Genomic DNA, 19,363 nt, shown 5'->3' with positions numbered 1-19,363 from the left:
TAGGGTGTGCTCCGCGATGCAAGGGGCGGTAGCTCAGTCGGTCAGAGCAGAGGACTCATAATCCTTGGGTCGTGGGTTCGAGCCCCACCCGCCCTACAACGAAACCCGCAGGTAGATGTGGGTTTCGCTTGAACGATCCCTCCGAGCGGACGTTCCGAAGGGCTCCGTAGGGGCTCCGTCGATTCGCTGGCCAGTCCGTCGCATGTGGTCGCAACACGAGCGGCAGACGCCCGAAATCGCCTACACTGATCTCGCCACCCCTGGAACGGCAGCGGGTGCGCGGAAGGCCGAGACCGACCTCTCGGAGACACACCCCGCGCATTTGAGTTCTGGGACCTGACATCAACGTCGGGTCCGGGTGGCTTCGTCGTCTCCGGGCCTCTGATCCGGAGGTTTCCTCATGTCCAAGCGCGTTGCCGCCTATGCCCGCGTCAGTGCGGTCGCCGAGTACTGCGGTGTCAGTGATCGCACCATCCGACGCTGGATGGACCTCGGCCTGCCGTATTCCAAGCCTGACCCGAGCCAACAGGGCGTCGTCCTCATCAAGTGGGCCGACCTCGAGAACTGGCTCGCTGATAGCACCTACTGATTCCCGCCCCGTCGAGCGTCCTATGGCCCACGCGCTCGGCGGGGCGGCAACACATCTCAGTGGGCCGGAATCGAGCAGCACAGGTGAACGACAACCACGAGCACGGACGCGACCTGATCCGCCTTGCCCTGACCATTTACGCCCTGATCCCGGAGGGTACCGAGACATTCGCCGAGGCGGTGGCGCGGTCCGACGAGTTGCGGCGCACCGTCACCGATGCCGAGCTTGACCAGATCCTCACCACTCATCGGGCTCTTCGGCTGCTGATCGGACCGAGGCTGGCGGACTCGCTGGCGACTCTGCCGCCGGACGTCCTGTACGCGGACGTATTGAGGAGCGGTTCGGGTCGCACCCGCCGCTGAGGTCCCTCCGTCCGGCTGGGGTGGGGCTTCCTGTCCCAGCGCGGCGGTGGGTTCTCAGCGATCAACCGCAGCCTGACATCTCAATAGCGGCGTGCCGCCGTGTGGTCGTGCAGAGGAGCCCCTTCCGCACAGCGGCGCACATAACTCGCGAGTCGAGCGGATCACGCACCTTAGCGTCGGTAGTGGATACGTCACCTACCTCCCGAAAGGGGAACCTCATGGCTCGCGGTTTCAACACCGTTGGCGACCTCGTCCGAAACCTCGGCGATGGCACCGACACCAATCGTCTTTGGGCTGACTACATCGCGGTCGTGAAGGAGTACAACGCTCGTCGCGACACGCTGGTCAACCTGCTGACCTTCAAGACCACGCTCGCCGCTGAGGCGGTGCTGCAGTCCTTCACTGGGGCGTCTTTCGAGGACGCCACTGAGTTCGGCCAGCCGGTCGGCTCGCGTCCGACTATCGGGAGCGCGCTCCTCGGCTATTCCTTCAAGTGGCGCGACGCCGCGACTCGCTTCACGTGGCAGTTCCTCGCCGACGCCACGAAGGAGGAGACCGACGCCATCACCAACAGCATCTTGGAGTCCGATCGCAAGCAGGTCTTCGAGGGTGTGATGCGCACGCTGTTCAACAACACCGCCCGCGTCAACGAGGCTGGCAACGACGTTAAGCCGGTCTACAACGGCGACGGCCAGGTGCCGCCTGAGCATGACGGCCAGACCTTCGGTGGCGGTCATTCCCACTTCGTGACTTCTGGAACGGCCAACCTCTCCGCTGCTGGTGGCCAGATCGCGGTCGACGCGCTTATGGAGCTTGTCCTTGAGCACGGCTACGGCGACGGCACGAACGGCAGGCTGGTCCTGCTCGTGAACCGTCAGGAGGCCAACCAGATTCGTGGCTTCCGCTCGGTCGCCGCGGGCGGTGCAGGTTCGTACGACTTCATCCCGGGTGATGGTGCACCTGCCCGACTGACCGCGGAGACCGTCGTCGGCGACACCCCTCCGGCCAAGATCGGAGACCAGCCTCTCATCGGCGCCTACGGACCAGCGCTTGTCGCCCAGAACAGTCTCATCCCGGCTGGGTACGTGCTTGCGGTAGCGACTGCTGGCGACAACAGTTCGTTCAATCCCGTCGGCTTGCGCGAGCACAAGACCCAGAACCGGCGCGGGCTGATTCTGCTCGACGGCCCCAATGCCGAGTACCCGCTCAGTGGTTCGGCATTTGTCCGTGGATTCGGCACGGGCGTGCGGCATCGCGGGGCGGCTGCGGTCATGCAGGTCACGGCCAACCCCGCGTACGCCGTGCCGGCCCTCTACGTCTGATGAGTGGCGCAGCACCGTGGCAGGTAGCCGAGCGGGATCAGGCTGACGCGGCAATCGACGCGATCGACAGGGCGTGGACGTACAACGCGGCGCTTATGGACAACGACGAGGTCCGGTCTGTGGTGGAGGACTGGATCGGTCAGCCGTGGCCCGTGGGTAAGCCGGTTGCCCAGTCCTACCTGATCTTCGGCCACGGCCTGTTCGCGGAGGTCATGGGCGACGCCCTGTGGATCGCCTCGATCGCATCGAAGTATGCGCGGCGCGACGGCGACTGCGACGTCTGCCATGCGCCGAAGCCGCTCGCTGGCGTTGCCGTCGTCGCTTACCCGCTCAACCTGTTGGCGCTCGTCCTCTGCTGGGACTGCGCCGACGAACTCAATCCCGAATCGCTTCTGCAGTTTGGAGTGACCGATGTCTGACATGAAGCAGATCGCCCGTGCCGCCGCTTTCTGGCCCGACATGCGCGAGATCGCCGACGACTACTGCCTGTCGTTCCGGACGGTTCGCCGTCTGGTTGCTGACGGGGTCGTGGAGTCGATCAACCTCGGCAAGATCCGGGTCAACCCGGAGAGCGTCGAGACCTGGCTTGAAAGCCGCTACCAGCCCGGCGAGGGCTGAACAGAGAACTGCGGCGCGGGTGGGGCTCCTTGGGGATCGGGACGTCCTGCTCTGACCTCACCCGCGCTGCTCCTGCGACACAACCCCGTGGAAGGAATCGCTATGTCGCGCAGTAAGGCTATTGCCCCGAGGGTGCTGATGGTCCTCGTAGAAACCACCAGCGGCACCGACCTGCTGGGCTGGGTGATGAAGACCGGCGAAGGTTCGCTCACCCTAGAACTGACCGAGTACGGCCAGGAAGGCTGGCTCGTCACCCTGCCGTGGGACGACGTGACCTGCCTGTCCGACGTCACCGAGTTCATGACTCGCACGCTCGCTTCTGAGGACGCCTGAGATGGGCCGCCAGCCTCGGGGTCGGCGCGTCGCGACCTACGTCTATGAGGACTTGAAGGGCAACCCGCTAATCCGCAAGGTCCGCTATGAGTCCAAGGACTTCCCGACCTACTTTGCGACAACGCAAGACCCGGACACGGGCCTGTGGCGGTGGACTGCCCGCATGCGGGATGAGCACTGGCCGTTCTGGGTCAAGGCGATGTACAAGCTTCCGGAGGTCGTGGCCGCACTCCGCGTTGACGTGCCGATCTGGTGGTGCGAAGGAGAGAAGGATGCCGAGAATGTCGCCGCGCTCGGCCTCGTGGCGACGACGACTCCCAGCACGAGCGACCTGTTCGACCCGCAGGTCGAGTGGTTCACCAAGTTCCGCACGCGATCCGAGGTCATCGTGGTGTGCGACCAAGACGCGCACGGCGGCTGGTGGGGCTGGGAGCGCTACGCGGCCTTGCTCCGGGCGGGGGTGGAGCCGAGCCGCATTCACGTCGTCGCGCCACCTTGGCTGCCGCCGTTCATGGCCAAAGGCAGCGATGTCAGCGACGTCCTCGCGGCGGGCCGGGGCGTCGATGCGCTGAGGTCGGTCGACCTCGACCGCCTACGCGAGTGCGCAGCCCAGTACCGGCCCAGTCGCGCACGTTCCTACATGGGCCTCGCCGCGACGGGGACAGGCGGCTCGTCGTGAGCGCGGTCCCGTGGGTGCTCGCGGTCGGCATGGCGCTGGCGATCTGGGTGCCGACGATCGCTCGGCTCTGCGCCCCACCCCCAGGAGAAGGGAGGTCGCCGTGCGTGACGACGACAAGCGCGGCTGTTCGGTCAAGGGATGCCCTTGGCGTGGACGCCCCGAGGACTGCCCGTTCCCGCACTACGACAGGGACGACGGCGACACCCGCATCGACCGGCTGATGCAAGAACGACCGGACGGCCGACGCCGCCGGTGATCGACCTCGGAGGGGTGGCGGTGTCTTGCCCTGCCGCCGCCGCCTCTCCGAGCAGGGCAACTGACGTGAAGGAGACGGGGCATATGACTAGCAAGAGGTCGGCGACGCCAGCCGACGACAGTGAACGGACCTCATGGTCGACGCCGATCGACATGCGGAAAGCGCTGTCGAACGATCCGCCGCCAGAGCCGAGGATTGGTCGATGGACCGACACAGTTGACGGAAAGTCGCTGACGCGGGCGCTGTTCTATCCGAACGAGGTGCACAGCGTCGGCGGCGAGCCTGAAGCGATGAAGTCGTGGCTGCTCCTGTTCGCTGCGGTGCAGGAAATTCGGCGCGGTGAGTTCGTGATCTTCTTCGACATGGAGGCCAACGAGCGCTCCATCGCCGATCGACTGCAGTTGCTCGGCGCAACGCCAAGACAGATTCGCACTCGCTTCAAGTACGTCCGGCCGAGCGACCAGATCAGCGACGACGACCGTGACGCCTACCGAGCGATGGTCCGCAAGTGGAAGCCGACGCTGGTCGTGCTCGACGGCGTGACCGAGGCGTACTCGATGCACGGTCTCAGCATCAACGCCGCAGAGGACGCGGCGGCGTGGTTCCGCAACTTCTCGCGGCAGTTCCAGACCACCCCCACCGACGGGTACGACGGTCCGGCGATTGTCGAGCTTGACCACGTTGTGAAGGACCGCGAGGGCCGGGGCAACTGGAACATCGGTACCCAGCACAAGAAGGCCGGGATCAAGGGCGCCATGTATCTGGTCGAGTCGTACCGCCCGCTGTCCAAGGGCAAGCACGGCATGTCTCGCCTGTTCCTCGCGAAGGACAGTCCTGGCGGTGTTGCGTGGGTGCGGAGCGGCAAGGGTCGGCGGCTGGTCGGCGAGTTCCACGTGGACGCCGAAGCAGACGCCCTCGATGCATGGATCGAGTCGCCGAGTGATCAGGCGGAGGCCGTCGAGCGCGATGACGTTGCTCCGGCCGAGACGCCGCAGTTCCGCCAGTGCATGCGTGCGATCTGGGAGTTCGTCGCGGGCACTCCGGGCGTGAGCGGCAAGGTCATCCGGGCGAACGTGACCGGTCGCGGCGACAAGGTGAAGCAGGACGCGCTGGCGGTGCTCGTGAGCAAGGGATACCTCGTGAACGAGGGCTCTGACTCCCGCCCGTCGTACGTCGTCGGCACCGAGTTCACGCTGCTCGGCGCGGTGGGTGAGTCGTCGTGAAGGGACAACCGGAACCGGAACTCAACCGGAACTCACCGGAACTCAGTTCCGGTTCCGAAGCCGAGCGAACCGGAACTCGGAACCGGAACTCACCCCTTTAGGGGTTCCGGTTCCGAGTTCCGGTTCCGGTCGGGGCCATCGAGATATGTGAAAGGAGCAAGTGATGGGACGCAAGAGCAAGGACCCTTCAGAGGCACTGGCTATCAAGCCGGTAGCGGAGGGAGCAGCAGCGAAGGGTGGGAAGTCGACTGCGGGCAGTGTGAAGAAGGCGCGTCGCACCCGAACCGAGTCACCCGCCAAGCCGGGGATGCCCGGAAGTGTCGACGACACGAGACGTTGCACGGCCACGGCCAACAGGACCGGCGAGCGCTGCAAGGCACCGGCGATCAAGGGCCACAACGTTTGTCGTGTCCACGGCGGCGCGTCGCCTCAGGTACAACGCACCGCGAAGCAACATCTACTTGAACTCGCGAGCCCTGCGGTGGCCGCGCTTCACGAGATTCTGACTGACCCCGACACCGACAACGCGACCAAAGTCCGTGCGGCGTTGGGGATTCTGGACCGGACAGGCATGGGCCCCGGCGCGAAGCTTGAGATCAAGCCGGACGACCGCTGGGGCAAGTTGCTCCGAGAAGCCACGTCCGACCAGATCGACCGGACGCTGGACGGTCCCGACGAGCCGAGTGCCCTTCCTTCCGGTGGGGGCGGGGATCACACGTGGGAGGACGTTGCCCAGGCGCAGGCCGACGCTCGGGCAGAAGCTTGGCGCGAGTACGACGATGACGATGCCCTTGAGTACGAGGCACGGCCCAACTTCCGCACGAGCGCGACCGTGCGTGGCGAGGCGCAAGTCGTCGAGGACTCGATCCTCCCCGGCATCCCGCCGACGAGCGGCCCGAGCGAGTACGGCGACCGCGACCCGCTCGCGTGGCCGTACGACCGCCCGCCCGCGTCCTGAGGTGGGGCCGTAGGCCGCTGCGGGCCGGAGGGCTGGGCCGACCCCCGCCCCACGGCGAAACGGGCCGCAAACCCCAAGTGACCTCAGCAAGCAGCGTTGCCCAACTGACTCACCGTACGGTCGCGCCTCCGACGCTCCGGAGCGGCTTCGCCCGTTTCCGATCCGCTCCGGGCCGAACACCAAAGGAAGGCACCAATGAGACTGGTGGGATACATCCGGGTCAGTACCCGGAAGCAAGCCGAGGAAGGCCACGGCCTCGACGCGCAACGCGCCCTGCAACTCGACTGGGCCGAGCGACACGACCACGAACTCATCGCCGTCATCCCCGACGTGATGACCAGTCGGAGGACTGACCGGCTACATGGCCGTGAGGCCGCGATCCGGCTCGTGGAGACCGGGCTCGCCGACGGGCTGCTCATCTTGCGGTGGGACAGGGCCACGCGCTCGCTCATCGACGGCCAGCACCTTCTCGAGCGCTCACGCGCTGGCGGCTGGCCGATCCTCGACACGAACGGCAAGTCGAGCTTGAGCAAGCGCGACAACCTCATGACCAACATGGAGCAGGTCATCGCCGAGGACGAGCGCGAGCGGATCAGCCAGCGCACCAAGGAAGGTCTCGCCGCCGCACGGCTCAAGGGCAAGGTTCCTGGCCGGCCTCCCCGAGATCTTCCGGGCATGACGGTCCACATGCTCGCCGACCTCGACCAACAGGGCATGAGTGCGCGTGCGATCGCTCAGACCCTCAACGAGCGCGGCGTCCCCTCACCCGCAGGCGGTGCGCGTTGGTCGCACTCGACCGTCCTCCGCGTGCTCAGGCGCGAGACCACCGAGCAGGCGGACGCCTCGTGAGCATCGACCGCGACAACCTCCCGAACACCGCCGCCCCTGCTCCGGTGGGGTGGGGAGACCACGAGAGCCGAGCACTCGACCGCGAGGCACGACGGATCAGCGCCGTGCGAGGACTGCCCAAGGAAGAACGCGCAGCGGCAGTCGTCCCCGTGCCCAAGCCGAGACCAGTAGCGCAACCAAGGCCGACCAGTTCCGGCCGCTGGTGCATCGTCGTCCGCCGCGACCGTCGCACCGTCAAACGCACGTTCGACACCGCCGAGCAAGCCGCCGCATGGCGCGACCAGATCACGAAGGAGGGCCGGTAATGGCTCACGTCTACAAGGCAACGAACAACAAGGGTTGGTACTGCCGGTGGTCGTTCACCGTGCCCAACCCGGACAACCCCGACGAGCCGAAGCGCAAGTTCCAGAAGCAGGTGTTCCGCACCAAGGCCGAAGCCGAGCAGAAGAAGCGTGAGGTCGAGGACCGCAAGCATCAGGGCCTGTCGGTCGACCACAACGCCGGCAAGCAGACGGTTCGCATGTGGGCCGACGAATGGCACAGGCACTACGCCCGGACGGTAAAGCCGTCCACGGCGATCAAAAGCCGGGGCCTGCTCGACGCAACTGTGATCCCTCGTCTGGGCCACCTGCCGATCCGTGAAGTTGATGCGGCGACGATCAGCGACTGGCTTGACTACATCGAGCAGAACCGGACTGGTCACAAGGGCGAGCCGATCAGCCCGGCGACGATCCGGCACCACCATCTGGTGCTGTCGAACGTGCTCGGCTACGCGGTCAAGGAACATGCGATCCCGTTCAACCCGGCACGCGACGTCAGCCCGCCGACCAACAAGGCACGAGGCCGACGACCGCGCAAGCCGAACTTCCTGTCACCCGGCGACGTGCAGAAGCTCGCGGACGGACTGCCGCATCCCTACAACCTGCTCGTCCAGTTCCTCGCCTTCACCGGGCTGCGCGTGAGTGAGGCGTCCGGGCTCGACATCGCTGACGTGGACCTCGACGCCAGCACCGCGACTGTGCACGTCGAGCGGACCCGGACCAAGGTCAAGGGCGGCTGGCGGGTGCACACGACGAAGAACGGCGAGCCGCGCACGGTGCCGATCCCTGCGGCGCTCGCCGATGAACTGCGCGTGTACGTCGCCCAGCACCCACGGGGAGACGATCCGACTGCGCCATTCTGGCCGGGCCGGAAGATCACCGGACGCACGCCCAAGGGCAACGTGAGCGGGCTGGACTATGACGAGCCGTGGGCGTCGTCGGTGTTCTACAAGAGGCACTTCAAGCCTGCGGTGGCGACAGCCGCGCTCACCCCCTCCCTCCGGCTGCACGACCTCCGCCACTCGTTCGCGTCGATCTGCGCGAGCGCTGGCATCCCCGCTGCCCAGGTGGCCGAGTGGATGGGACACGGCAACGAGGTCGTTACCCGGACGATCTACACCCACCTGTTCAAGGAAGACACGACCCGCCACACCGACGCGCTCAGCGCTGCCTTCCGCCCGACGCAGCGGCGCGACGACCTCGTAGACCGCAGGGCTCGGCGCAACCCGGCCTGACGACGCGACACACCCCGGCCTTGCACCCGTGGGGCAGATCGCTCACAATGAATGAAACTGTGCAGAATCACATCGTTGTAGTTCAGTTGTCACGCACATCGAGCGGCGTGTCGCAGAACGAGGCAGGGTGAGATGCGGCACGGTTTGTAGTGAAGGGTCGACAAGCGTTCCTTCCACGGCGCAGAAGAAAGGAGGAAGCCGATGAAGACCAGCCCCTGGCACTCCATCAAGCAGGACAAGCACCACAACAACACGGAGTGCAACACCGGTAACAACATCGAGCGCGAGAACCGTCGCGACGGCACCGGCGGCAAGCCGCTGTGTTCCGAGTGCGCCCGCCTCTGATGTGACAGGTCGCTGACGACGGGGAAGCCGTCCAGCGTCAAGAAAGGGAAGCCCCACACGTACCGAAGTGTCGTTACCACCTCGGGCCGAGTGGGGCTTCTCCCTTATCTAACCCGACTGTATGACTGTTTCATCTGTGGCGTCAGTAGTTCGAGACGTGTTCGTCGGTCGCTCCCCGTAGGGTGCAGCACGTGCTGCCGTCTGCTCGCCGTCGCCAACAGGAAACCGCTGCCCGAGAGGCTGCGGGCGAGTCACTCTGGACCACCACGTTCGACTCTCGCGCCAACGTGCGAATCGCCGCGGCTTGGTCGGCCTTCGGCGAGGCGGCATATGAGGATTACGGACCCCGCCTGAGCGCCGTGATTGCCAACCACCTACGCCAAGAGGGCGGCTGGCAGATTGCCAACGATGTTCAGGCGAGCGTGTTCACCAAGGACCTCAACCACGATCTTCGCCTGGACATGCTTGCGACGATCCCGCTCGCGCTCGACTTTGTGGCGGGTCGAGGGAACTACGGCGAGCAGTTTATGGGCGAGGTCAACGCGATCATGCGCGAGCACCGCATCGCCTACAAGTTCGTCGAGGGCGAGTTGATCCCCTTCGAATCGGACGAGCTTCTGCAGAACGTGGTCGAGCCGACCCTGCGACTGATGGTCGGCGAGCGGTTCAAGGCGTCGCACGATGCCTACCTCAAGGCGCTCAAGGAGATTGCTGCCGACGACCCCGGCGATGCGATCACTGATGCCGCGACCGCACTCCAGCAGACTCTGGTCGCACTCGGCTGCAAGGGCAATGCCCTCGGCCCGCTCATGAAGGATGCGAAGAACCGAGGCCTGCTCGGGGCACACGACCAGCCACTGATCGACGGCATCGGCAAGTTCATCGACTGGGTCAACTCCGACCGCACTGCGACGGGCGACGCTCACGACCACTCCACGGCAGTGCTTGCCGACGCCTGGCTCGTCGTGCACGTCGTCGGCGCGTTGATCGTCCGGCTCGCCGATCCGGCCCGTCGCGGCGCGGCAGACTGACGACCGGAGGCGACCCCACCCCTCCGCCCGGCGATCCGGCTACGGCCCAGCGAACACGCGTCGCGGGCCCAGCGCGACCCCGGCGACCCCACGCGAGCGTCCGCCGGTGGGTCCGTACGTGTCTGCGAGGCGGTTCGGTGGGGTCGGGTCCGCCTCGACCGGGGTAAGCCCGGCAAATCTGCGATTGCGGTCGAGGCGCGATGTGCTGCAAGGCCGACCTCGACGGGATCGGCCTTGCAAGCGGGTTTGGTCAGTTGTCGCTGTCGTCCTCGACCGGCTGGATGAAGTCGCCGGACCAGTAGTCGCAGACGTCCGAGCACTTGCACTCGGGCCAGCGGCCGCAGGCGTCCTCCGGCTTAGTCACTTGGTCACCTTCTTCGGGTCGGCCTTGGCGGCGGCGGTCTTCCGAGCGGCACCCGTCGCCTTGGGGGTGGGGGTGGCCTTGGCGGTCGGCTTCTTCGCCGCCGTCTTCTTGGCGGTCGGCAGGTCGAGCCGATCGCCGGTGATCTTGGCGGCCTTGCCCGCGACGATCGCCTTGCACCTGGGGCAGAAGTTCGCCGGGGTCGAGCCGTTCTTCCAAGCGGCTCCGCGAGCGGTCGCCGTCGTCTCGGCTCCGTGGTTGAGGCAGGTCGTCCGCCACTCGTCGCCGTCCTTGCGGGTCCAGGTCGTGGCCCCGGTCGAGCGGCTCACAGCGTGGCGAACTCGGTTGGTGGTCTCGGGCATAGCAGCCCCTCCTTCGCTACCGGCCTCCCCTTGCAGAGGCCGAGGAGCGGCGAACCGTACGCCTGCCGCTGGGCAGGTTCCTCACTCCGCAGGTCGGCTGTGCCAAGGCAACCCGATCGCCGGTGAGTCGGTGCGCAAGCTTGCAAGGGCTCCTAGAGGGCTCCCGGCTACTTCGGTCGACATGCGACGTCACACGACGCCGGAGTTGCAGAACCGCAGGTCAGCAGAGGGGTTCGCGCTCCGGTGGCGACCACCGATGCCCCACCGGGGCCGCACAATCGCCGTTCTCATAATCCTTGGGTCGTGGGTTCGAGCCCCACCCGCCCCACCCAAGCCCGGTGCGTCAGTCGCCCCAGCCCATCGGGAACACCTCGAACGGCGCGGCGAACGCCACGCCCAGCCGGGTCCCGGTGCCGCGGGCCATGCCCTCGAGGAACTCCCGCGGGTCCCAGTTCTCCCAGCCCAGCCCGTCGATGTACGCCGCGTGCGCCTTCAGCGACTCGACGCCCGCGTCGAAGGTGGCGGTCGTGTCGACGGCGTGGGTGGAGTCGGGGGAGCCGAAGGCCCAGACCTCCCGCACCCCGCCCCACGGCTCGAGCCCGTCGACCAGCTGCTCGTTGAAGACCCACCGGTTGCCCGCGTCGCGCACGGCGTCGACCACGGCCCTGCCCACGGCGATGTGGTCGGCCTGGTTGAGGTTCCGCCCGCCCCAGGTGTCGCGGAAGTTGCCGGTGACCACGATCTCCGGCCGGTGCCTGCGTACGACGCCCGCGAGCTCGCGCCGCAGTGGGACGCCGTACTCGAGGACGCCGTCGGGAAGGCCGAGGAACTCGACGATGTCGACGCCGACGACCTGCGCGGAGGCGACCTGCTCGGCCTCGCGCACGGTCCGGCACTCGTCGGGGGAGAGGCCGTCGATGCCGGCCTCGCCGCTGGTCACCATGCAGTAGACGACCGTCTTGCCCTGCCCGGTCCAGCGGGCGACCGCCGCGGCGGCGCCGAACTCCATGTCGTCGGGGTGGGCCACGATGCACAGCGCCCGCTGCCAGTCCTCGTCGAGCGGCTGCAAGGGAGAGGGGGTGTCCGCCATGCAGCGAGCATGTCAGTCGAGCACGCCGAGCGCCACGAGGAACGTGCCGACCGCGAGCAGGAGGAAGGTCCCGCCGTGCAGCGCGATGGAGACGAGCGGGATCTGCTTCTCCGCCACGCGCACCTCCGAGGGGTCGCCCGGGTCGAGCACGCCGCGGTGCGGCTCGGGCCTGTCGACGTACCGGCTGCCGCGCAGCGTGGCGACACCCATCACCGCTCCGCCGCTCGCGGTCACCAGGACGGCGGCGAAGCTCGCCCACGCGAAGCCGGAGCGATCACTGGTGACATAGGCGATCCAGACCGAGAAGGTCACGAGCGCCGCGATCGGGTGCGCGAACGCCACCAGGTCGGGGATCCGCGTCGCCCGCGCGTTGCTCGAGCGCTGGCCCGCGGCGAGGACGAAGCTGTACATGTAGCCCCCCACGATCAGCTGGAGCGCGAAGGCGAAGGTGAGCAGCACCGACATGGCGCTGTGGTACCCGCGACGCCTCAGTCCAGCCGCCGGAGCAGCGCCTCCGCGTCGTGCGGCGCGTGCCCGTCGGCATCGTTGTCGAAGTAGACGAAGACGTCGGCCTGCTCCGCCCAACGACGGCACCTGCCGGCCCACTTGTCCAGCGACCGCGACGAGTAGCGGCTGGTGTAGAGCTTCGTGTGCCCGTGCAGCCGGACGTGCACGACGCCGCTGGTGACCGCCTCCGCGCGGGGCCAGCGCCCGTCGGAGTCCGCGACGACGCAGCCGATGTCGTGCTCCCGCATCTGGTCCAGCGCCTCGTCCGTGCAGAAGGACCGGTTGCGGAACTCCAGCACGTGCGCGACCGGCCGGTCGACGTCGTACGACGCCAGCACCCGGTCGCCCGAGAGCCGCTCGTCGTGGCGTGACGCCAGGTCGGCGGCCGCGGCGGTGGTGCGCGGGAGGAGCGCGTAGAAGTCCGCCATCAGCGCCGCGTCGTACGGGAGGTTCTCGGGGAGCTGCCACAGGACCGGGCCGAGCTTGGGACCGAGCGCCAGCACGCCCGACGCGAAGAAGTTCGCCAGCGGCGCCTCGATGCCGCGCAACCGCTTGACGTGGGTGATGAAGCGGCCGCCCTTCACGGCGAGCACGAAGTCCGCGGGCGTCTCGTCCCGCCAGGCCCGGTACGACGACGGCCGCTGCAGCGAGTAGAAGGAGCCGTTGACCTCGACCGACGTCAGCCGCCGCGACAGGTACGCCAGCTCCTCGCGCCGCGGCAGGTCGTCCGGGTAGAAGTCGCCGTGCCAGCCGTCGTACGACCAGCCGGAGGTGCCGACACGGATCTCGCCCACGCCCGCGCCGTACCCGCCGGGCCGGGGACGACACCGCCCCGGCCGGGCTCACGTGGGCCGGCCGGGGCGGTGCGGGTGGAGCGGGTCGATCCGCTCAGCGGTGGTGGGTCACTTCCACACGACGGGCTCGCCGTCGAACTGGTCGTACGGCGAGTCGTCACCACCGCCGCTGAACTGGACGCCGTCGACGGTCGAGCCCTTGGTGGCCAGGGCCGGGACGCAGCCCTTCGCGGTGTCTCCGACCGCGGCGTCGTACTCGAAGCCACCGTCGGCGCAGGGCGCGAAGTCGCCGAAGACGATGAGGCTGCCGGCCTTCTGCGAGCCGATGAGACCGTCGAAGTCGCTGCCGGCCGTGTAGCCGCCGAAGCCGTCGGGGCCGACCGACAGGATCGTCATCTCGAGGTCGATGTAGAAGGGCGTGTAGTCGGCGGCGTTCTCGACCTTCGCGGCCTCGAGGTCGGCGGACGCGCCTTCGCGGATGCCGGTGACGGTGACCTCGACGGTGGCGGTGCCGTCGGTGCCGTAGGTCAGCGGGAGCACGGCCTTGTCGCCGATCGACAGCTCGGTGCCGGGGGCGGTGACGGAGCCCGCGGAGGCACCCTCGCCGCCGTCGTCGGTGGACTCGGTCTCCTCGGTAGACTCGGTCGACTCGGTCGACTCCGACGGCGACTCGCTGGAGGTGTCGGTGGTGGCGTCGGACGACGGGTCGCCGGCGGACGGGACCTCGTCGTCCTGGCAGGCGCTGAGCGCGAGGACCGCGAGCAGCGCGGCGGGCAGGGCGAGCTTGACGGACATGGGTGGTTCCTTCCCCCGAGTGAAATGGTGTCCGCCGCCTTCCCGCGCCACGCCGCACCACACCTCCGCCTGACCGGATGTGGTCCAGGTCGCATCTACGCTGCCCCTGTGATCAAGTACCTCGGCTCCAAGCGCACCCTGGTGCCGGCGCTGGGGGAGATCGCCGTCGCGGCGGGAGCGCGGACCGCGGTCGACCTGTTCACCGGCACGACCCGGGTCGCCCAGGAGCTCAAGCGGCGGGGGCTGTTCGTCACGGCGGCCGACCTGGCGTCGTACTCCACCGTGCTGAGCGACTGCTACATCGCCACGGACGCCGACACCGTCGACCTCGCCATCCTGGATGCCGAGCTCGCCCGTCTCGGCGCGCTGCCCGGGCACCGCGGCTACTTCACCGAGACCTTCTGCGAGCGGGCCCGCTTCTTCCAGCCCCGCAACGGCGAGCGCGTCGACGCCATCCGCGACGCGATCGAGCGCGACCACCCACCCGGCAGCCCGCTGCGGCCGCTGCTGCTGACCAGCCTGATGCTCGCGGCCGACCGGGTCGACTCGACGACGGGCGTGCAGATGGCCTACCTCAAGGCCTGGGCGCCGCGTGCGCTCGGCGAGCTGGAGCTGCGCCGGCCCGAGCTGCTGGCGGGTCCCGGCGCCACGGAGGGCGGCGACGTGCTGGAGACGGTCGACCGGTTGCCCACGGTCGACCTCGTCTACGTCGACCCGCCGTACAACCAGCACCGGTACTTCGCGAACTACCACATCTGGGAGACCCTGGTCCGCTGGGACGCCCCGGAGCACTACGGCATCGCGTGCAAGCGGGTCGACGCCCGCGAGCAGCGCAGCGTCTTCAACAGCCGCCGCACGATGCCGGCCGCGCTCACCGACGTGCTGGCCAGGGTCCGCGCCGACGTCGCCGTCGTGTCCTACAACGACGAGTCGTGGATCGCGCCCGCCGAGATGACGACGATCCTGCGCGACGCCGGCCACCGCGAGGTCGCGGTGCTCGCCTTCGACCGCAAGAGGTACGTCGGCGCGCAGATCGGGATCCACGGGCCGACCGGGCAACGCGTCGGCGAGGTGGGGCGGCTGCGCAACGTCGAGTACGTCTTCGTCGCCGGGGAGCCGGACCGGGTCGAGGCAGCGGTCGCCGCGGGCGTGGCCGCGGGCTCCGGCCTCAGCGTGCCGATGCCCCAGCGATGAGCAGCCGCTCACCGCGCCGCACCAGCCGCAAGGTGATGTCCTCGGTCCGGGTCCGGCCGCCGGGGAGCGAGTAGCGGTAGGTGTAGCTCACCGACATCGCCAGCGGGTCCGGGGTGATCGCCAGGATCCGCGGGTCGTCGATCGCCGACCACACCTCGCGGTAGCGCGGGCTCTGCTGCTGGTAGGACCGCGTCAGCAGCCGGAAGCCCTGCTCGGGGTCGCGGCTGGCGAGCTCGACGTAGTCGCGCGCGAACTCCTCGAGCTCTCGGGCGCTCACCGCGTCGGCGGTCTCCGACGTCGCCGGCTCCTCCTGCCGCCCGTCGCCGGCATCGCCCGACCGGTCCGGTCCCGTGCTGGACGCCGCGGGCCTCCGGCCGGCGGGCTCGTCGTCCGGCCCGAGGAAGAGGAGCGCGGCCCCGACCAGCGCGAGCCCGACGATGACGGCGGCACCACCGATGGCGAGCAGGGGGCCCGGCGGTCGCCGCCGCCCGTCGGAGGGCGCCGGCCCGCCGACCCGCGCGCGCAGGTACGCCGCCACCTCCGCCATGCTCGGCCGCTCCCGCGGGTCGGCGAGCAGCGCCAGCTCGGTGATCGGCGCCAGCCACCCGATGTCCCGGAAGCCGTTCGTTCCCGCGGTGGGCAGCTGGCCCGCGTGCGGGCTGGTCCCGGTGGTGACGAAGCGCAGCAGGGCGGCGAACGCCCACACGTCGTCCGGGGCCGGGTGGGCCCGGAGCCCGGCGCTCGGGTCCGGCGCCGTGTACGACGGATCGGGTGCCACCACCGCGCGGCCGACCAGGACCGCGCGGCCCTCGCCCTCGATCCGCACGGCCGTGGGGGAGAGCGCCCCGTGGGCAGCCCCGGTGGCGTGGAGTGCCGCTAGTGCGTCCGCGACGGGGAGCAGGAGGCGCGCGGCGTCGTCGGGCCTGAGGACGCCGCGGGTGCGCACCCGGTCGGCCAACCGGGCGTCGTACTCGCTCACCCGGGTCAGGCTACCCACCGCGACGTCGCGGGAGGCGACTTTCAGCGAGGGGTCTCAGAGCCGTCCGTCAGGCGGTGCCCGCGATGAGGAGGCGACCGTCGTCGGCCTGCTCGAGCCGGAGCGTCACGGTCTCGGTGAGGTTGCCCTTCCGCGGGAAGGCGTAGCGGTAGGTGTAGGTCACCGTCATCGCGGCCGGGTCGGCGCTGATCGTGAGGACGCGCGGGTTGTGCATCGGGCCCCAGAAGTCGGCGTAGCGCGGGCTGTCGCCCTGGTACGTCGGCGTGAGCATCGCGAACCCCGCGTCCGGGTCGGCGTCGGCGGTCCGGATGTAGGTCCGCGCGAAGTCCTCCATCTCGGCCGCGCTCGGGGCAGGAGGACCGGTCTCGGTGGGTGCGCCGGTCGTGGTCGCGCCCGGACCGGGATCGGCGCTCACCGGGTCCTCGTCGCCGGCGCCCTGCAGCGCCAGGATCGTGACCAGGGCGACTGCGGCTGCCGAGCCGGTCGCGACCACGGCCGCGATCCGGCCGGACGGGCGCCGGCGCGGCCGGTGCGGTCGGTGGGGCGGGGGAGGCAGCGGTGCGAGCACGGGAGGCGCCGGGGGTGGCGGAAGGGCCGGCAACGCCATGGTCTGGACGGACAGGTCGGCGGTGCGCTCGAGCCGGTCGCGCAGCTGGGCCATCGTGGGCCGCGCGCCGGGGTCGCGCTCCATCGTCGCGGCGATGAGCGGGCCGAGCCAGCCCGCGCCGGGAACGGTGGGCGGCTCCTCGTTGACGATCCGGTAGACCACGGAGAGCGGGCCGTTGTCGAGGTCGTCGCGGTGGTACGGCGGCCGGGCGGTCAGCAGGTGGACGAGGGTCGCCCCGAAGGCCCACACGTCGCTCGCGGGCGTCGCCTGACCACCGGTGGCCACCTCGGGAGCCAGGTAGGCGGGCGACCCGGTGATCATCCCGGTCTGGGTCAGCGTGGCGTCGGCCGTGCTGCGGGCGATCCCGAAGTCGGTCAGCTTCGCCCCACCGCCCCCGGGCGCGAGGATGTTCGACGGCTTGATGTCGCGGTGCACGATGCCCAGCCCGTGCGCGTGGACGAGGGCGTCGGCCACCGGGGCGAGCAGGCGCGCGGCGTCGTCGGGGCGGAGCGGCCCCGCCTCGCGGACCACGGTCGAGAGCGGTGGTCCGTCGACGTACTCCATGACCAGCCAGGTGTCGCCGCCGTCGTCGACCAGGTCGTAGACCGACACGACGTTCGGGTGGGCGACCTGCGCGGCGAGACGCGCCTCGCGCTCGACCCGGACCGCCTGGTGCTCGAAGCCTGCGCCCGGCGCCGTCCGCTTGAGGGCGACGGCACGCCCGAGGACCTCGTCGTGCGCGAGCCAGACCGTGCCGTTGGCGCCTCGGCCGACGGCGCGCCGCAGCTCGTACCTGCCTGCTACCCGTCGCGTGGTCATGGTCCTTGCACGGTACCCGTGACCACCGCCGTGAACCCATTGGAGGCAGGCGTGATCCATGCGGCACCCTTGGAGTGCACCGGACGCGGGAACGGCCCGCTCCACCGAACGGAAGAAGTACGACGTGTCCGTCGACCCGACCCTCCTCGACGACCTCGAGTGGCGCGGCCTCCTGGCCGAGACCACCGACCGCGACGCGCTGCGCACGGCGCTCTCGGAGGGCAGTGTCCGGTTCTATGTCGGCTTCGACCCGACCGCGCCGAGCCTCCACATGGGCAACCTGGTCCAGATCGTCACGGCCATGCGCCTCCAGCGCGCCGGCCACACGCCGTTCGCCCTCGTCGGCGGCGCGACCGGCATGATCGGCGACCCGCGCGACTCGGGGGAGCGCACCCTCAACTCACTGGACACCGTGCAGCAGTGGACGGCGCGGGTCCGCGGGCAGATCGAGCCGTTCCTGTCCTTCGAGGGCGACAACGCCGCGACGATGGTGAACAACTTCGACTGGACCGACGGGCTCTCGGTCATCGACTTCCTGCGCGACATCGGCAAGCACTTCCCGGTCAACCGGATGCTGGCGCGCGAGACGGTACGCCGCCGGCTCGAGTCGGGGATCAGCTACACCGAGTTCTCCTACGTCCTCCTGCAGTCGATGGACTACCTCACCCTGCACCGTCAGCACGGCGTGACCCTGCAGTTCGGGGGATCGGACCAGTGGGGCAACCTCACCGGCGGCGTCGACCTGATCCGACGCGCCGAAGGTGCCACGGTCCACGCCTTCGCCACGCCGCTCATCACCAAGGCCGACGGCACGAAGTACGGCAAGACCGAGGGCGGCGCCCTCTGGCTCGACCCCGAGCTGATGCCGCCCTACGCCTTCCACCAGTTCTGGCTCAACGTCGAGGACGAGAAGGTCGGCGAGCTGCTGCGCGTCTTCACCTTCCTCTCCCGCGAGGAGATCGAGGGGCTCGAGGCGCGGCACGCGGAGAAGCCGTTCCTGCGGGAGGCGCAGAAGGTCCTCGCCGACGAGGTCACGACCCTCGTGCACGGTGCGACCGAGACCGAGAACGCCAAGGCGGCCGCGGAGGCACTCTTCGGCACGGGCGACATCACGAGCCTCTCGGGCGCGACCCTCGAGGCCGCGCTGGGCGAGGCCGGGGCCATCGACGTCGACGGGACCTCCGGCATTCCCGACGTGGTGGAGCTGCTGACCCTGACCGGGCTCGCGAAGTCCAAGGGCGAGGCGCGGCGCACCGTCGCGGAGGGCGGCGCCTACGTCAACAACGTCCGGGTCGACGACCCCGAGCACGTCCCCGCCGCAGGCGACCTGATCGCCTCGTCGTGGCTGGTGCTCAGGCGCGGCAAGAAGCGCTTCGCCGGCGTGCGGGTGCGCTGACGCGACCCCTCCGGGGAGGCTCACCAGGGCCTCTCCGGAGGGCTCCGACAGCCCCGTCGGAGCGGTGTGGCCCGGGTCACGTCGTTTCGATTTGTGCTTCTGCGGGGGAATGCGTAATGTTCTCTTCGTCGCCGGGTGCGGCGGGAAGCAAGACGGCGGTCAGCCGGAGGGCTTCCGGCCCCGCGACCACTTGCCTCGAGCATCAGCTTCGAGTGCTGGTCAGAAAAGCAAGCCTTGCGGGTTTGGTACAGACCAGGACGAAGAGCTAGAGTCCGGGGCGCACATCAGCGCGAACTCGAGTCGGAAACGACGAGGTTCGCA

The 19,363-nt window shown here is 69.1% G+C and carries 22 protein-coding genes and 1 tRNA gene; 16 read left to right on the top strand and 7 right to left on the bottom strand.

Going from position 1 to position 19,363, the window contains the following annotated elements; all coding sequences use genetic code 11:
• Positions 1-22: 22 nt before the first annotated feature.
• The 14 genes from AC2YHB_RS07840 (at position 23) to AC2YHB_RS07775 (ending at position 10,120) form a co-directional block, all read left to right on the top strand.
• Positions 23-96 (top strand) — tRNA-Ile (locus tag AC2YHB_RS07840).
• Between the two features lie 304 nt (positions 97-400).
• Complete coding sequence (locus AC2YHB_RS07835) at positions 401-589, top strand: helix-turn-helix transcriptional regulator (RefSeq protein ID WP_487353737.1); 189 nt, start codon at positions 401-403, stop codon at positions 587-589.
• Between the two features lie 83 nt (positions 590-672).
• On the top strand, positions 673-951 hold the full coding sequence (locus tag AC2YHB_RS07830; RefSeq protein ID WP_487353736.1) for a hypothetical protein: 279 nt from the start codon (positions 673-675) through the stop codon (positions 949-951).
• Positions 952-1,169: 218 nt separating this feature from the next.
• Positions 1,170-2,273 carry a hypothetical protein gene (locus AC2YHB_RS07825; protein WP_487353735.1) on the top strand — a complete coding sequence of 368 codons (1,104 nt, stop codon included), beginning with the start codon at positions 1,170-1,172 and terminating at the stop codon, positions 2,271-2,273.
• The gene (locus AC2YHB_RS07820) at positions 2,273-2,692 is read left to right on the top strand and encodes a hypothetical protein (RefSeq protein ID WP_487353734.1); all 420 of its coding nucleotides are present in this window, start codon (positions 2,273-2,275) and stop codon (positions 2,690-2,692) included. The genes AC2YHB_RS07825 and AC2YHB_RS07820 overlap by 1 nt, the downstream gene beginning before the upstream one ends.
• A gap of 1 nt (position 2,693) precedes the next feature.
• Complete coding sequence (locus AC2YHB_RS07815; RefSeq protein WP_487353733.1) at positions 2,694-2,891, top strand: hypothetical protein; 198 nt, start codon at positions 2,694-2,696, stop codon at positions 2,889-2,891.
• Positions 2,892-2,993: 102 nt separating this feature from the next.
• A complete protein-coding gene (locus tag AC2YHB_RS07810) occupies positions 2,994-3,224 on the top strand; it encodes a hypothetical protein (protein WP_487353732.1) in 231 nt (76 codons plus the stop codon).
• 1 nt (position 3,225) lies between these two features.
• A complete protein-coding gene (locus AC2YHB_RS07805; RefSeq protein WP_487353731.1) occupies positions 3,226-3,903 on the top strand; it encodes a hypothetical protein in 678 nt (225 codons plus the stop codon).
• Between the two features lie 339 nt (positions 3,904-4,242).
• Positions 4,243-5,382, top strand: coding sequence for a P-loop NTPase family protein (locus AC2YHB_RS07800; protein ID WP_487353730.1), 1,140 nt, complete (start codon positions 4,243-4,245; stop codon positions 5,380-5,382).
• Positions 5,383-5,545: 163 nt separating this feature from the next.
• A complete protein-coding gene (locus AC2YHB_RS07795; RefSeq protein ID WP_487353729.1) occupies positions 5,546-6,340 on the top strand; it encodes an HGGxSTG domain-containing protein in 795 nt (264 codons plus the stop codon).
• A 195-nt stretch (positions 6,341-6,535) separates the two neighbouring features.
• Positions 6,536-7,189, top strand: a complete 654-nt coding sequence (locus tag AC2YHB_RS07790; protein ID WP_487353728.1) for a recombinase family protein — start codon at positions 6,536-6,538, stop codon at positions 7,187-7,189.
• Between the two features lie 304 nt (positions 7,190-7,493).
• The gene (locus tag AC2YHB_RS07785; protein WP_487353727.1) at positions 7,494-8,744 is read left to right on the top strand and encodes a tyrosine-type recombinase/integrase; all 1,251 of its coding nucleotides are present in this window, start codon (positions 7,494-7,496) and stop codon (positions 8,742-8,744) included.
• Between the two features lie 201 nt (positions 8,745-8,945).
• Positions 8,946-9,089, top strand: a complete 144-nt coding sequence (locus AC2YHB_RS07780; protein ID WP_487353726.1) for a hypothetical protein — start codon at positions 8,946-8,948, stop codon at positions 9,087-9,089.
• A gap of 191 nt (positions 9,090-9,280) precedes the next feature.
• Complete coding sequence (locus tag AC2YHB_RS07775) at positions 9,281-10,120, top strand: hypothetical protein (RefSeq protein WP_487353725.1); 840 nt, start codon at positions 9,281-9,283, stop codon at positions 10,118-10,120.
• A gap of 360 nt (positions 10,121-10,480) precedes the next feature.
• Here AC2YHB_RS07775 and AC2YHB_RS07770 read toward each other — a convergent pair whose 3' ends face one another.
• The 5 genes from AC2YHB_RS07770 to AC2YHB_RS07750 all read right to left on the bottom strand — a co-directional run bounded on the left by AC2YHB_RS07770 (position 10,481) and on the right by AC2YHB_RS07750 (position 14,029).
• On the bottom strand, positions 10,481-10,843 hold the full coding sequence (locus tag AC2YHB_RS07770; protein WP_487353724.1) for a hypothetical protein: 363 nt from the start codon (positions 10,841-10,843) through the stop codon (positions 10,481-10,483).
• A gap of 343 nt (positions 10,844-11,186) precedes the next feature.
• Positions 11,187-11,933 (bottom strand): PIG-L deacetylase family protein, encoded by a 747-nt coding sequence (locus AC2YHB_RS07765; protein ID WP_487353723.1) that lies wholly within the window; start codon positions 11,931-11,933, stop codon positions 11,187-11,189.
• Positions 11,934-11,945: 12 nt separating this feature from the next.
• Positions 11,946-12,398 carry a hypothetical protein gene (locus AC2YHB_RS07760; protein WP_487353722.1) on the bottom strand — a complete coding sequence of 151 codons (453 nt, stop codon included), beginning with the start codon at positions 12,396-12,398 and terminating at the stop codon, positions 11,946-11,948.
• Between the two features lie 23 nt (positions 12,399-12,421).
• On the bottom strand, positions 12,422-13,234 hold the full coding sequence (locus tag AC2YHB_RS07755) for a DUF72 domain-containing protein (RefSeq protein WP_487353721.1): 813 nt from the start codon (positions 13,232-13,234) through the stop codon (positions 12,422-12,424).
• Between the two features lie 108 nt (positions 13,235-13,342).
• The gene (locus AC2YHB_RS07750) at positions 13,343-14,029 is read right to left on the bottom strand and encodes a hypothetical protein (RefSeq protein WP_179647443.1); all 687 of its coding nucleotides are present in this window, start codon (positions 14,027-14,029) and stop codon (positions 13,343-13,345) included.
• A gap of 108 nt (positions 14,030-14,137) precedes the next feature.
• Between AC2YHB_RS07750 and AC2YHB_RS07745 the strand changes: the two genes are divergently transcribed.
• Complete coding sequence (locus tag AC2YHB_RS07745; RefSeq protein ID WP_179647442.1) at positions 14,138-15,223, top strand: DNA adenine methylase; 1,086 nt, start codon at positions 14,138-14,140, stop codon at positions 15,221-15,223.
• Here the strand turns inward: AC2YHB_RS07745 and AC2YHB_RS07740 are convergent.
• Complete coding sequence (locus AC2YHB_RS07740; RefSeq protein WP_487353720.1) at positions 15,198-16,202, bottom strand: serine/threonine-protein kinase; 1,005 nt, start codon at positions 16,200-16,202, stop codon at positions 15,198-15,200. The two genes, AC2YHB_RS07745 and AC2YHB_RS07740, sit on opposite strands and share 26 nt — an antisense overlap.
• 67 nt (positions 16,203-16,269) lie before the next feature.
• Complete coding sequence (locus AC2YHB_RS07735) at positions 16,270-17,646, bottom strand: serine/threonine-protein kinase (RefSeq protein WP_487353719.1); 1,377 nt, start codon at positions 17,644-17,646, stop codon at positions 16,270-16,272.
• Between the two features lie 124 nt (positions 17,647-17,770).
• On the opposite strand from AC2YHB_RS07735, the gene tyrS reads away from it, so the two are divergent.
• Positions 17,771-19,042 (top strand): tyrosine--tRNA ligase, encoded by a 1,272-nt coding sequence (gene tyrS / locus AC2YHB_RS07730; protein ID WP_487353718.1) that lies wholly within the window; start codon positions 17,771-17,773, stop codon positions 19,040-19,042.
• Positions 19,043-19,363: the final 321 nt, after the last annotated feature.

This window comes from Nocardioides sp. SRI_004 (genome assembly GCF_057586415.1).
Note: the sequence above shows the minus strand (reverse complement) of the source record. Positions and strands in the feature narration are given on the sequence as shown.